Origin of the sequence: Vibrio pomeroyi, assembly GCA_041879425.1 — a bacterium.
In the GTDB taxonomy this organism is placed as follows: domain Bacteria; phylum Pseudomonadota; class Gammaproteobacteria; order Enterobacterales; family Vibrionaceae; genus Vibrio; species Vibrio pomeroyi_A.
The window spans coordinates 1577465-1589914 of the sequence record CP090855.1; the positions used below are offsets into that span (position 1 = coordinate 1577465).

Annotated in this window: 13 protein-coding genes and 1 riboswitch; of the genes, 5 read left to right on the plus strand and 8 right to left on the minus strand. The window is 44.8% G+C overall.

From position 1 onward, the window contains the following. The first annotated feature begins 28 nt into the window (after positions 1-28). On the plus strand, positions 29-1837 hold the full coding sequence (locus L0992_22855; GenBank protein XGB69231.1) for a choice-of-anchor I family protein: 1809 nt from the start codon (positions 29-31) through the stop codon (positions 1835-1837). Between the two features lie 107 nt (positions 1838-1944). Here the strand turns inward: L0992_22855 and L0992_22860 are convergent, their stop codons facing one another. After that, on the minus strand, positions 1945-2664 hold the full coding sequence (locus tag L0992_22860) for an SDR family oxidoreductase (GenBank protein XGB69232.1): 720 nt from the start codon (positions 2662-2664) through the stop codon (positions 1945-1947). 250 nt (positions 2665-2914) lie between these two features. Between L0992_22860 and L0992_22865 the strand changes: the two genes are divergently transcribed. Then, a complete protein-coding gene (locus L0992_22865; protein ID XGB69233.1) occupies positions 2915-3820 on the plus strand; it encodes a LysR family transcriptional regulator in 906 nt (301 codons plus the stop codon). Positions 3821-3860: 40 nt separating this feature from the next. On the opposite strand, the gene L0992_22870 is transcribed toward L0992_22865, so the two are convergent. Then, the gene (locus L0992_22870) at positions 3861-4199 is read right to left on the minus strand and encodes a helix-turn-helix transcriptional regulator (GenBank protein ID XGB69234.1); all 339 of its coding nucleotides are present in this window, start codon (positions 4197-4199) and stop codon (positions 3861-3863) included. Between the two features lie 105 nt (positions 4200-4304). Here L0992_22870 and L0992_22875 point away from each other — a divergent pair, with 105 nt between their 5' ends. Both L0992_22875 and L0992_22880 read left to right on the plus strand, forming a co-directional pair. Further along, positions 4305-5072, plus strand: coding sequence for an SDR family oxidoreductase (locus L0992_22875; protein ID XGB69235.1), 768 nt, complete (start codon positions 4305-4307; stop codon positions 5070-5072). Between the two features lie 131 nt (positions 5073-5203). Next, entirely contained in the window at positions 5204-5857 is a 654-nt protein-coding gene (locus L0992_22880) for a cupin domain-containing protein (GenBank protein XGB69236.1), read from the plus strand. 69 nt (positions 5858-5926) lie between these two features. Here the strand turns inward: L0992_22880 and L0992_22885 are convergent, their stop codons facing one another. The 3 genes from L0992_22885 to ribB all read right to left on the minus strand — a co-directional run bounded on the left by L0992_22885 (position 5927) and on the right by ribB (position 8136). Next, on the minus strand, positions 5927-6121 hold the full coding sequence (locus L0992_22885) for a helix-turn-helix domain-containing protein (GenBank protein XGB69237.1): 195 nt from the start codon (positions 6119-6121) through the stop codon (positions 5927-5929). A 123-nt stretch (positions 6122-6244) separates the two neighbouring features. After that, positions 6245-7093 carry a hypothetical protein gene (locus L0992_22890; GenBank protein ID XGB69238.1) on the minus strand — a complete coding sequence of 283 codons (849 nt, stop codon included), beginning with the start codon at positions 7091-7093 and terminating at the stop codon, positions 6245-6247. A 386-nt stretch (positions 7094-7479) separates the two neighbouring features. Then, entirely contained in the window at positions 7480-8136 is a 657-nt protein-coding gene (gene ribB, locus L0992_22895; protein XGB69239.1) for a 3,4-dihydroxy-2-butanone-4-phosphate synthase, read from the minus strand. Between the two features lie 348 nt (positions 8137-8484). Further along, positions 8485-8635: riboswitch (FMN riboswitch) on the minus strand. A 374-nt stretch (positions 8636-9009) separates the two neighbouring features. On the opposite strand from ribB, the gene L0992_22900 reads away from it, so the two are divergent. Further along, positions 9010-9753 carry a phosphatase PAP2 family protein gene (locus L0992_22900; GenBank protein XGB69240.1) on the plus strand — a complete coding sequence of 248 codons (744 nt, stop codon included), beginning with the start codon at positions 9010-9012 and terminating at the stop codon, positions 9751-9753. 91 nt (positions 9754-9844) lie between these two features. Here L0992_22900 and L0992_22905 read toward each other — a convergent pair whose 3' ends face one another. The 3 genes from L0992_22905 to L0992_22915 form a co-directional block, all read right to left on the minus strand. Continuing rightward, positions 9845-10207: an MmcQ/YjbR family DNA-binding protein gene (locus L0992_22905; GenBank protein ID XGB69241.1), complete on the minus strand. Its 363-nt coding sequence runs from the start codon at positions 10205-10207 to the stop codon at positions 9845-9847. Between the two features lie 81 nt (positions 10208-10288). Then, a complete protein-coding gene (locus tag L0992_22910) occupies positions 10289-11014 on the minus strand; it encodes a sulfite exporter TauE/SafE family protein (protein XGB69242.1) in 726 nt (241 codons plus the stop codon). Between the two features lie 224 nt (positions 11015-11238). Continuing rightward, positions 11239-12450, minus strand: coding sequence for an MFS transporter (locus tag L0992_22915; protein XGB69243.1), 1212 nt, complete (start codon positions 12448-12450; stop codon positions 11239-11241).

The following is a 12450-nucleotide window of genomic DNA, read 5'->3' on the forward strand; positions in this document are numbered from 1 at the left end:
TGATCGCGATTCAAATTATGGAGGATATATGAATCGTAAATTTAATAAGCTGACTTTATTACTACCTATCGCAGTAAGCTCGGCTCTCGTTGGTTGTTCTCAATCAACTTCAAAACCGACAACATCATCTCAAACATCACTCGATGCTTTTAGCCTTCAATGCCAATCCATCCAAGAACCAATCGCGAGCGATGCTGTGGTAAGTGGGCTTACTTTGGTGGGCAGCTCTATTGCAGACGCCCCGTTTGATACTTCTGCAGCCGAAATCGTCAGCTACGATTCATGTACCGATAAGCTTTATGTGGTTAACGCTCAAGCGCAGAAAGTCGATGTGTTGTCGATGAACGCTGACAGTTTGCCAAACTCCAAAGGCTCTATTGATCTTCAATCTGCAGCTGTAGCTTCGGGTATTAATATCGGTGCCGCGAACAGTGTATCGACTCATCAAGGCCTAGTTGCTGTTGCGATTGAAAATGCTGACAAACAACAGAATGGCATTATTGCTCTGTATCGCTCAGATACATTAGAGCTGATCACCACTTACACTGCTGGCGCATTACCAGACATGGTGAGCTTTTCCAAAGACGGCCGTTACATCGCATCAGCAAACGAAGGTGAGCCGAATGCGGATTACAGCATTGATCCTGAAGGCTCTGTGACGCTGGTTGATTTAACTAATGGTCCTTTACAAGCAAAAGTGACTCAAATTGATTTCAAGGCATTCAATCAAGGTCAGCCTCGCCATGCAGAACTAACCGACAAGGTTCGAATCTCAGCTCCGAATGCGACCGTTGCCCAAGACCTAGAGCCTGAATACCTAACGTTTGCAGATAACGGTAAACTCTACGTTGCCTTGCAAGAGAACAATGCCTTGGCAGCAATTGACGTGGCAAGTGCAAAAGTCGATGCGATTCTTGGACTAGGCGGCAAGCCTTGGGATACCGCTCAGTTGGATGCGTCGAATAAAGACAAAAATATCGGCAACCTACAAAGCTACGCAATGTTAGAAGGGCTTTACATGCCAGACAGCATCACTAGCTATAGTGTTGATGGCAACACCTACATCGTAACTGCGAATGAAGGTGATGGTCGTGAGTATGGCATCAAGACGATGCAAAAAGTGTGTGATGATAAAGGGTTTGAGTGGGATGGTGACGACTACCAAGGCACTGAAAACTACACAACAGAAAAAGACTTTTGTATCGCTTATGTTGATGAAGTACGTGGCAAGAAGCTAGATGTTGATGTTAACCACCCATTAGCTGGTGCATTGAAAGACAACAAACAACTTGCTCGTCTTAAAGTGATTAAGCCACAAGTAACACTTGCTGCTGACCAAAAGGTTCAAGCATTCGGTAGCCGTTCTTTCTCTATTTGGGATGAGTCTGGCGAGTTAGTGTTTGATAGTGGTGATGACTTTGCTCGAATCGTTCTTGATCAAGATCCTGCAAACTTCAACAGCACCAATGATAACAACCAAAGTGGTGACGATCGCAGCGATGATAAAGGGGTAGAACCTGAAGCCATCGAAGTCGCTGAGATTAACGGCAAGCACTATGCCTTTATTGGACTTGAGCGCCAAGGTGGCATCATGGTTTACGACGTAACGCAGCCTAAGAATGCAAGTTTCATCAGCTATCTAAACAACCGCGACTTTACTCAGCCAGTGTGTACCAAGGTTGATGAAGATGGTGATTGCGACAACGATACCTATAACTCGAAAGCAGGTGACTTAGGCCCAGAATCAATCAAGTATTTCACTCGCTCTGGTAACCACTTTATTGCGGTTGGCAACGAAGTGAGTGGTAGCACATCAGTTTACCGCGTTGAGTTCTAATCTCGCTTATTGCTAGCAATTAGATTGAATCAAAACAAAAGCGCCACGACTTGTTAAGTTGTGGCGCTTCTTTATTTCATCGCTGATTTAGTCGCGATAGCAAAGGCCTATGGCTGTTGCTTAGTCGGAGCTAGAGCGATTTCACGGATACAAACGTTCTGTGGCTGTTGGTAAGCGAATGATACAGCGCGAGCAATGTCGTCAGCTGCCAATACACCGCCCATGTCTTCTTTCCAAGAATCGTAACCGTCTTTGATCTCTTGAGATGTAGTGTGAGACAGAAGCTCAGTCTCAACAGCACCCGGTGCGATAGTAGTAACACGAACATTTGAAGCTGCTACTTCTTCACGAACGTTCTCAGAGATTGCGTGTACCGCGAACTTAGTACCACAGTAAGCAGCGTGGCTTGGGAATGTTTTCTTACCCGCAATTGAGCTGATGTTGATGATAGTACCTGTGTTACGTTCCATCATCGGAGCAAGTACAGACTGCATGCCGTTTAGAAGACCAATTACGTTCACATCGAACATTGTCTTCCACTCTTGAGCATCTTGAGTATCGATTTGGCCAAGAAGCATTGCACCAGCATTGTTGATAAGTGCATCTACAGGACCAAATTTCTCTTCACCTTGTGCGATTGCCGCATCAAAAGACGCTTTATCTGTTACGTCTACTTTTACAGATAGAGAGTTTGGTAGGTTAAGCGCTTCAAGGCGGTCAACACGACGAGCTAGAAGTAGCAGAGGGTGACCTTCATCGCTTAGACGACGAGCGATTGCTTCACCAATACCAGAGCTTGCACCTGTAATTACAATTAGTTTTTTCATTTTATTTCCTCTGTACTTTAATTGCGTCGGTTGGCTACGACGTATTGTTTAAGTGCATTCGAATCAAGTGCTTGTTGTCTTGTTTCGTTGCGATGGAGGTATATTAAGGAAAATAGCATTGTTGATATATAGCGCTTTACTTGAAACACTGTTGCTGTGGTGCAACAATAAAAGCATTCACTCTATAGCTTTATAGCGTCATAACTCTATAGCTTCATCATCTTCAAATTTCACAAGTAAGTTGGCGACTATGCTCAATCAAATTAACCTATCTGATATTCGTTCTTTCGTGCTTATCGCTCGTTTAGGTAACTTCACTAAAGCAGCGGAGGAGCTTGATGTGTCTCGCTCCCACGTGTCACGCCAAGTGAGTAGTTTAGAAAAGCAGATGGGCGTGACGCTGTTTATCCGCACCACACGAACCTTGAGGCTGACTCACGCAGGGCAAGATCTGTACGCGAGATGCGAACAGGCCTTAGATAATATAGACCAAGCCTTGATTGCTGCCGTGGACGATGTCGAAGAAGTGCGCGGTGACATAAAAGTAAACTGTGTTGGCGGTTATTTGGGTGAGGTGATCATCGCGGATCTGGTCAATGAGTTCATGCAGCTCTACCCAGACATCAGCATTAGCCTTGATTTCAGCAGTAACCGAGTTGATTTGATTGAAGACGCTTTCGATATCGCTTTTCGCATGGGAAGCCTAGAAGACGCGGGTTTTATAGCAAGAAAGCTTTTGGACATAGAGATGGGAACACTCGCGAGCCCAGAGTATTTCGTTCGTAAAGGAAAGCCTAATCACCCTAAAGATCTCATTCACCATGATTGCTTAACGGGCTCTGTGCGTAAGTGGAGCTTTCAAGCGTTGGACGACACCAAGAAAACGGCCGATGTGCATGTGACGGGCAGGTTGCAATGTAAAAATGGCCGAGTGTTGGTGCAAGGCGCGAAGTCGGGCAACGGGATTATTCGCGTACCCACCATCTATTGCTTACAAGAACTCAATGACGGACAGCTAGAGCAGGTGTTTGATGAGTGGGTAGTACCTAAAGTGGACTTTTCAGCGATCTACCATCGAGACCGCTATCAACCCAGTCGAATTCGAACCTTCATTGATTTTGTGAAAGGTCGCTTTGAACAAATGCCAGTGAGCTAAGTGTGTTTGCTGTTCCTGCTATTCATTTGACTGGTTTGGGCTACATTTCGTCGATTTCGTTTTGTAGGCTTTCCAGCTGATCCAGAATCAGTAAAAACTTCTCACCAAAGGGCGTTACCTGATACTCAACTCTTGGTGGGAGTTCGTTGAACATTTGCTTATCTAAAATCCCAAACTCCACATTTCGCTTCAAACATTCATTTAGTACCTTGGTCGATAACCCTTCGACCGAGCGCACCATTTCACCGGGGCGATTAATGCCATTTGCCAGTAATTGGTAAACCGTTAGCGACCATTTACAGCCGTAGATGGTTTCGACCATACGAGCGGAACGCTCTGGTGCCGATTTTCTTGAAAAAAAGTTTTCCTGATTTTTCATAAAGATGTACCAATAAGTACCTACCTAACCGATTTGTACTTACTATTCATAGTGTTAGTTCAAAGCCTAAGATTACCACGTTCACATGACTTAGGAGATAACAAAATGAACTTCACTAAAAATGGTATTGCGGTAGTAATCGGTGGCACAAGTGGTATGGGCTTTGAAACAGCGAAGCAGTTAGTCGCTCAAAACATCCATGTGTTGGTTGTCGGCAATAACCCAACTAAGTTAGATAAAGCGGTGTCAGAACTTCAATCACTAGGCCACGCTTCTGGTTGGCAAGCTAACCTTTATGATGATGCAAGTGTGTCGAACCTTATTGCGCATCTAGAGTCACTTAAAGAGGGCATTGGTTACCTTGTTAATACGGCTGGCTACTTCAATCCTAAAGCGTTTATTGAGCACCAAGAATCTGATTACGAGCAATACATGCAGCTTAATAAAGCAACCTTCTTCATCACTCAAGCGATAAGCAAGTTGATGATCAAGAGCGGCGGCGGCAGTGTGGTTAACGTTGGTTCTATGTGGGCGAAGCAAGCTATTAAGGCGACCCCATCTTCTGCGTATTCAATGGCAAAAGCTGGCTTGCACGCTTTAACACAGCATATGGCGATGGAGCTTGCAGAGTACAACATTCGCGTGAATGCGGTGTCTCCAGCCGTCGTTAAAACGCCGATCTACGAATCATTCATTAAGCCAGAAGAAGTGGACCAAGCACTAGAAGGTTTCAATGCATTCCACCCGATTGGTCGAGTGGGTTTGCCGAAAGACATCGCAAACAGCATCTCTTTCTTATTGTCAGACAGTGCAGATTGGGTAACAGGCGCAATCTGGGATGTTGATGGTGGTGTGATCGCTGGTCGCAATTAATCAGGATTCTCTTTAGGTGGCTGTCGCGTAGGTAAATAGCAACGAGATGGTCTCCTTGATGAGTATTCGCGTAGAATAGAAGCTAGAAAGACAATAATAATTAAAACGATAACAAGAGTAAGGTCGCCACTATGTTCAACATGGACTTTTCAAAGAGATTGGTTATAGAAACCGAACCACTAGATTGGGTCGCTAGCCCTGCAAAAGGAGTGTGGCGTAAGCCGTTAGAAAGGGAAGAGAAAGAATCAGGTCACACAACCAGTGTGGTTAAGTACGATCCTCAATCTTCATTTTCTGAGCACCCGCACCCGCAAGGTGAAGAGATCTTCGTATTAGAGGGTATCTTCTCCGATGAAACCGGAGATTTCCCAGCGGGCACTTATATCCGTAATCCACCGGGTAGTGCGCACTCTCCATCGAGTAAAGACGGCTGCACGATCTTGGTTAAGCTTAATCAGTTTGATGCGAGAGACTTAACTCAAGTCCGTATCAATACACTAGAAACGGAATGGCTTCCGGGCATTGGTGGCTTACAAGTCATGCCACTGCACGAGTTTGAGCACGAACATGTCGCGTTAGTGAAGTGGCCTGTCGGCGAACGCTTTCAGCCACATCGTCACTTTGGTGGTGAAGAGATCTTTGTATTGTCGGGCACTTTCAAAGATGAACACGGCGAGTATCCGAAACACACATGGATGCGCAGCCCTCACATGAGCGAGCATTTCCCTTATGTGGAAGAAGAGACAGTCATCTTAGTGAAAACAGGTCACCTGCCGATCGACTAGCTCGCGCCATAGCTGAGCCATTGTTTTGGTTTCCATTGTTTTGGTTTGGAATGAATCTCAGAGAACAAATCAATGAACTTGTTCTCTGTAGATACCTGGTGATACCCCTTTCCAATTGCTGTACGCACGAATAAATGAGTTGGCTTCTTTGAATCCCAGTAAGAAGGATATCTCGCCCAGTGACAGTGTCGATTTTTCCAAATAGTGATCGGCTAATTCACCTTTGACTAACGATATCAAGTCTGGGGTTGTTTGAAACTTCATAGGCAATGATACATAGCGATAGAAATTTAAAAGTCCATAAATACAAAAATCCGATATCAATGGTGATATCGGATTTGAACTCAATAATTCTGAGTTCCAGCACGCTCTCCTCTCACGAAGTCTTTACATATAATGATGTACGGATAATCGAGTGTTTATCACCTTTTCGTTGATGTTTGGTAAAGGCTGATACAAGCTTCTCGTAATGTCGGATAATACTTGGTCGTAGACTTGCGACACGACGCTAGAGATATCACTGGTTAATTCGTACATGCTATCTGCCGGTTGGGTCGCTTCGTTACTTGATGCAATCTCTGTAAGTGCATGCATCGCTCGTGTACAAACCGGTGACCCACTGCTAATCGGGCAGATAATCGATAATTGGTTGAGTTTTCTGTGTGTCTGAGACGCGTAGAATTTGAATCTTAAATACTCCTCAGGCTTCTCCATATCTGGGATGCACATTCTGAGCTTGGTCAGGATCTCCATGCAATCCAAGATCTGTTGCCAATTCATGTGGTACTCACGGCTCATGTCTTCGCGTTCAGACTGAATTAGCCAGATGATCATCACTTCATCCATCAAGAACATGCTGTGACGAATCGTTTTGCCATGAATCGATTGGTTACGCACCAAGCTACGGTTTTGCCAGTCGCTGTGCATGGCGATGAGCTTAAGGTGATAGATGCGATACATAGGGCGGCTATCAAACGACACATGGGATTGAAGCAGCTCAGATACCTCAAGTATGTTGTCGTAAATCTCGTTCACTTTACGAATCGAGTCGCTAGACAATTTATATGCCAGAGCGTAATGCGTTGCTGCGCGGTGTTTGCGTGATAACAACAATAACTCTCTAAGCAGAACTAAGGTTTCAAACCTGTGTGATAGCGCTGTTTGTCTCTTCCTTGAGAAATGAAACAGGGCTGCAAGTACTAATAGAGATAAACCCACTGAAATAACTACAAACATATTCAACTCCTAATATTTGTATACCTACTTAGTGGTAGTGCAGACACCGTGCCAAAATAAATAAGTGTTATATTTCATTAAGTTATGTTTTTACTCTAATTATGGATGATCAATCATGGTGCATGACTTCACCATTCGAGTGAATATTTCTCATATTTTGCAGGATTTTTTGAGAGGTTACGCTTTTCTAACGATCGGTTAGGGAGGTTTCGGTAAGTACAGTCACTTTGGCGATCCATTTTTGGCTCGTTTCAAGCTGCAGCAATTAAAAAGGCCTCACCCCTTATATGCTTTAACTTCAAAAGCAGTAAGAGTGAGGCCTTTCAATATTCATTTCGCAGTGTAGTTGGCTTCAATGCTAAGTGTTTAGCATTGAAGGCTAAACGTTATGCAAGCTTAAGATCGAACTCAGTGCGGTACATCACCATATCTTCAATGGTCAGTACTGGCATGTTGTGTAGTTTACCGAAAGCAACGATCTCTGGCGCTTTTGCCATTGTACCGTCTGGGTTGGTTACTTCACACAGTACACCTGCCGACTGAAGACTTGCCATTTGCATCAGATCCACAGTACCTTCTGTATGGCCGCGGCGAGCAAGTACACCACCTTTGCGAGCACGTAGTGGGAATACGTGGCCAGGGCGAGCAAGGTCAGTCGGCTTAGCTGTTGGGTTTGCAGCTGTCTTGATCGTTGTTACACGGTCAGCGGCAGAAACACCTGTTGTTACGCCCACTTTTGCTTCGATAGTTACGGTAAACGCAGTTTGGTTTGCGCTGTTGTTATCAACAACCATAGGTGGAAGTTCAAGTTGGTTTGCTTGCTCGTCAGTTAGACACAGGCACACGATGCCGCTGCATTCGCGGATCATTAACGCCATTTGAGCATTGGTTAGGTGTTCTACTGAGTAGATGATGTCGCCTTCGTTTTCGCGATCTTCATCGTCAAGTAAAAGTACGCCACGACCTTCGCGCAGAGCTTGCAGTGCGTTTTCAACGCGAGTGATTGGTTCGCCAAATTCGGCAAGTAGTGAAGACTGATTCATGGTTAAACTCCTAAAATATCACCAGAATCAGGGCTGTATGAGGGATCTCAACCGAGCACGACAAAGCCAACTCATTACAAGTCGACTTGTACCAATCGTAGTAAACAACTGGTCATTCTAGCTGGTTAAAACCCTTGATAACGGCGTTAAAATTTTTGACTGTAGAGTAACTACTTATCGAAAAATTTTGCCTTGTTCTCAAGCGTTTTTCCTGCGCTATCTCTGATCATTTATTTACTGTGATTGGTATTAGCTCATTATGGTTTTATCCAAAACGAAATGCACCCGTTCGAGTTGGGGGCATGAACCCAATAAATAGGTACGCCTTTCAAACTTAAACGAGTGTGTTTCCATTCTCTCTCATCCGGACTATAACCGTCGGCTCTGGCATCTCACCAGATCTGCTGACCTCGACGAATCGAGCGCTCGCGGGCTTATCTTTAGATTTTGCTAAGGACATACCGCCGGTGGGGAATTTCGCCCCGCCCTGAGAATAAAAATTAATAATCTGTTTTGCTTTGAAAACAGACCAGATGGTAATCCTTTCAATAGTGGATTTAAAGGACTGACAGCAAAGTTTTTCAGATTCTGGCCTGATAATCCGGTGAGTGTTCACTTTATCAGCAGAACACAATGCCGTTGTCTTTAGTAAGGTACAGCTGGTCTTTGGTCGGTTTTACTGTCGGTATGCGTATGAGTGGATGGTAAAGATTATTGATTGTGAAGTGATGGTTCACCGAATCAATACTCAAGCACCGCATTAATCGAATATTGTTACACCATGACGGCTCACTGACCGTTTTGACATAAAATTGATATTGGCGATGCTAAGCTGCGATAGCATCCGACCACTTTATCCAAAAGATCTTAGCCATGACCTCTCTGTTCTCTAACAAATCCAAAGGCTTATTACTGCTCGTTTTAAGTTTGTATTCTCTCGTACCCTTTTTGATCTTTGGATCTGATTTCGACCTTGGAAGTGCGGTTCTGCCTTTCTATGGCGCCCTCATGACTTTCGTGACTTACTCAGCAGGTAATCAAGGATTCTTAGTAACGCTCGCTGTTTTGTCTTTAGTCGTGCTCACGATGAAGTTTTCCAAAGCAAAACTGGTCAGCCTTGGTCTGCAGCTAGGCATTTTGTTGGTGCTTAGCTTTGCAGCAAAGACCTTCTTAAAGCATTCAACAGAGAGTCCACGTCCTTACTCTGAATATTTGGTTACTCAGGAAGTGGTTGAAATGCCAGAGCTGTTTTATGAGCTGCCATTGGTAGAAAAGAATGCAGCGATTGAATCTGTGCAAGATAAGGTCAGTGAGTGGCGAACGCGTCATTGGCTTGGTGAAACCGATTATTCTTTCCCGTCTGGGCACATGATTTTCGTTGGTGTGTGTTTGGCGTTCTTTGGTGGCTTGTTCTTAGAGGCGAAGCGCTTTTATTTAGTGGGTGGTTTGTTGGTTTGGGCTGGCGGCGTTGCTTATAGCCGAGTTTGGCTTGGCATGCATCGCCCTGAAGACTTAGCGGCGTCTATTGCTTTTGCGGGTTTAATCTATTTATTGGTGCCACTGGTGCCAACGCAAAAAATAGAACCTCTATTGCCCAAGTTACTTAGAACGACCTAAGTTTTTAAGAGCGACTTAAGCTTTTAATAGCCGGCAAAGTTTTGAAAGGTTATCTAGTATTGGGTGGCCTATTAACAAGCAGAAATTCTAGCTACTGATTGAGCCCGAGTTCTGCTTGTTTCTTTTTGGTTAGCCCTAAAGACACAATTCGGTGTGATTCAGTGAGGTAGTATCTCAATTCCTCATCCCTTTCTGGCGTGCTCTCAAACAGCTGAATCCACTTCATTCCGCGCGAAGCAAAGTAGGGTGCGGGTTTATACCCTGGCTCTTCTTTGAGAAAATCGAAATTCTGATCGGACGCTTTGAAGATAAATGCAGGTTCGTCGTTCGGCCCCCAACCTCCAATCGCAAACACCTTCCCTCCCACTTTCCAAACGTGAGAGTTATTCCACTGCATCACATAGCTAGTGGCTGCTTGTGATTCACAGAATGCATTGAACTCATCGTATGTCATAGAACGTCCTTTCATCGTTTGGTCTTGGATCTGTGTGTTTGTTGTTTTATCGATGTTTCTTCTTCGAGCTTCTGCTTCGAACTAGCCAGCTAAGCCTTGCCAAATGGCAGTAAAGCCGCTTATAGAACATAGCAACAAAGAGCCGATACGTATTTTCTCTTTGGGAATGCTTTGCGTCGTCAATAACGCCACTTTGTAACCCAACCAAGCGGCAGGAAGCAGCGGGATTGTGATGATCAAATGGTGCATGGTGAAGAAGCCAATTGGGATCTGTACCAGTAATGAAATGATAGAACTAAACACAAAGAATGCAGAAAGGTTGCCACGAAGCTGATTGGCATCTTGGTGTTGAAGAAGAAGTGCCATAGGTGGACCACCAATGCCTGAACTGGTACCGAAGAAGCCTGAGAAGAACCCCGCGATGCCCATTTTGGCCGGCGTCGGTTCTAACCTAAACGGAAGTAAGCTAACAATCACGGCGAATACTACCAATAAGCCTAACCACAGTGACAGCACACTCGTTGAAACCATCACCAACAAAGCACCGCCTGCCAGTGAGCCTGGAATACGGCCTAATAGTGCGATTTTTAATCCGCCAATAGAGATGTTTGCTCGGTGTTTAAACGCGTTGAATACAGAAATGAACAGACCAACAAGGCAGATAGGCGCGGGTACATAGTCAGGCGAGACCAAAAACAACAACGGGGCAGCCACAATAGCCAAGCCGAAGCCGATTGCGGTTTGTACAAACGAGCCGACAAAAATGAGTGCCATCGCGATAAGAGCGGTCTGATCTAGGTATTCCATAAGCCTGCGAATAAGTTCAAAAGGGGAGAACGAATACTATAAAGTAAAACGGCAGGAATAGTCTTATTATTCAGTGAGCTTTATGCAAGTTTCGCTAGTTATAATTTCGATTTCAACGCCCAATAAAAAAGAGAGTGAATATCTCAGGATGTGCTCCTTTCAATATCCACTCTCTTATTGGATTGCTTATCATTTTTCGCTGCTGGGGGAGTCAGCGTTAAATGTTAAGCCATTACCAATTTGATGCGCTCAATCGGCTTGTCATTGATTGGTAAATGGATAAGCGCTGCTGCAAATGCCAATACCACCGTTGACCACCAAATTGGCTCGTAAGATCCGTAGTAATCGTAAATACGACCACCAACCCAAGCGCCTAAGAAACTACCTACTTGGTGAGTGAAGAACACCAAGCCATATAGAGTAGATAGGTAACGAGCACCAAAGATTTGGCGAACTAAACCCGAAGTGAGTGGAACCGTACCTAGCCAACAGAAACCAATGGCTGCACCGAAGATAGCTGCGGTTGATTCCGTTACTGGCAGAGTGACAAACGCGCCAATAACCACAGTGCGTACTAAATACAGTGCTGACATTACATGACGCTTGCTGAACTTATCGCCCATTACACCCCAGAAGTAAGATCCGAAGATGTTGAAGATACCAACATAAGCCAGTGCCATCGCAGCGCTGCTCGCAGGTAAATTCTTGTCTGCTAAGTAACTTGGTAAGTGCGTTGCGATAAACATTACGTGGAAACCACACACGAAGAAGCCTGCATGAATCAGCCAGTAACTCTTGTTCGAGAACGCTTCAGACAGCGCTTCTTTCAATGTTTGATTGTCTTCTGCTTGTGCCTGTTTGTTTGATGCCGCTTTTGGCGCACGCATGAACAGTGCAAAAGAGATCATCAAGCAGCACAATACGCCAAACACTTGCATTGCGCTCTGCCAGTCAAACTCGTTCAACATGTATTGTGCGCCCGGAATTACCGCAAACATACCAAATGAACCGGCAGCTGTGGTTAAGCCAAACGCTTTAGCCGCGTGTTCTGCTGGCACAACTTTCGCCACTGCGCCAAGCACGATCACGTAACTTGTCGCACTTAATCCAAGGCCAACCAGTGCGCCCAATGAAACGTAAAGCATGCTTGATTCGGTAGAAATTGAGGTAAGAAGTAAACCCAAACCGTAAGCACATGCGCCAGCAATAATGATGCGTCTTGCTCCCCATTTGTCAGCGGCCATACCAACAAAAGGTTGGAATACACCGAACAACAGGTTTTGTAGAGCAATAGCGAAGCTGAAAAACTCTCGACCCGTGCCGAAATGCTCTGAAATTGGCATCATGAAAATGCCGAATGATTGTCTGATCCCTAGACTGATAATAAGTGTGCCGATCCCAAGCCATACCAGTAAAGGAAAACGGAAAATGCTCAT

What these genes read in the sequence shown, in the direction of transcription:
- L0992_22855 (XGB69231.1), top strand. Translation starts at nt 29, where the DNA reads ATGAATCGTAAATTTAATAAGCTGACTTTATTACTACCTATCGCAGTA.
- L0992_22860 (XGB69232.1), bottom strand. Translation starts at nt 2,664, where the DNA reads ATGAAAAAACTAATTGTAATTACAGGTGCAAGCTCTGGTATTGGTGAA.
- L0992_22865 (XGB69233.1), top strand. Translation starts at nt 2,915, where the DNA reads ATGCTCAATCAAATTAACCTATCTGATATTCGTTCTTTCGTGCTTATC.
- L0992_22870 (XGB69234.1), bottom strand. Translation starts at nt 4,199, where the DNA reads ATGAAAAATCAGGAAAACTTTTTTTCAAGAAAATCGGCACCAGAGCGT.
- L0992_22875 (XGB69235.1), top strand. Translation starts at nt 4,305, where the DNA reads ATGAACTTCACTAAAAATGGTATTGCGGTAGTAATCGGTGGCACAAGT.
- L0992_22880 (XGB69236.1), top strand. Translation starts at nt 5,204, where the DNA reads ATGTTCAACATGGACTTTTCAAAGAGATTGGTTATAGAAACCGAACCA.
- L0992_22885 (XGB69237.1), bottom strand. Translation starts at nt 6,121, where the DNA reads ATGAAGTTTCAAACAACCCCAGACTTGATATCGTTAGTCAAAGGTGAA.
- L0992_22890 (XGB69238.1), bottom strand. Translation starts at nt 7,093, where the DNA reads ATGTTTGTAGTTATTTCAGTGGGTTTATCTCTATTAGTACTTGCAGCC.
- ribB (XGB69239.1), bottom strand. Translation starts at nt 8,136, where the DNA reads ATGAATCAGTCTTCACTACTTGCCGAATTTGGCGAACCAATCACTCGC.
- L0992_22900 (XGB69240.1), top strand. Translation starts at nt 9,010, where the DNA reads ATGACCTCTCTGTTCTCTAACAAATCCAAAGGCTTATTACTGCTCGTT.
- L0992_22905 (XGB69241.1), bottom strand. Translation starts at nt 10,207, where the DNA reads ATGACATACGATGAGTTCAATGCATTCTGTGAATCACAAGCAGCCACT.
- L0992_22910 (XGB69242.1), bottom strand. Translation starts at nt 11,014, where the DNA reads ATGGAATACCTAGATCAGACCGCTCTTATCGCGATGGCACTCATTTTT.
- L0992_22915 (XGB69243.1), bottom strand. Translation starts at nt 12,450, where the DNA reads ATGAGCATTTTCCGTTTTCCTTTACTGGTATGGCTTGGGATCGGCACA.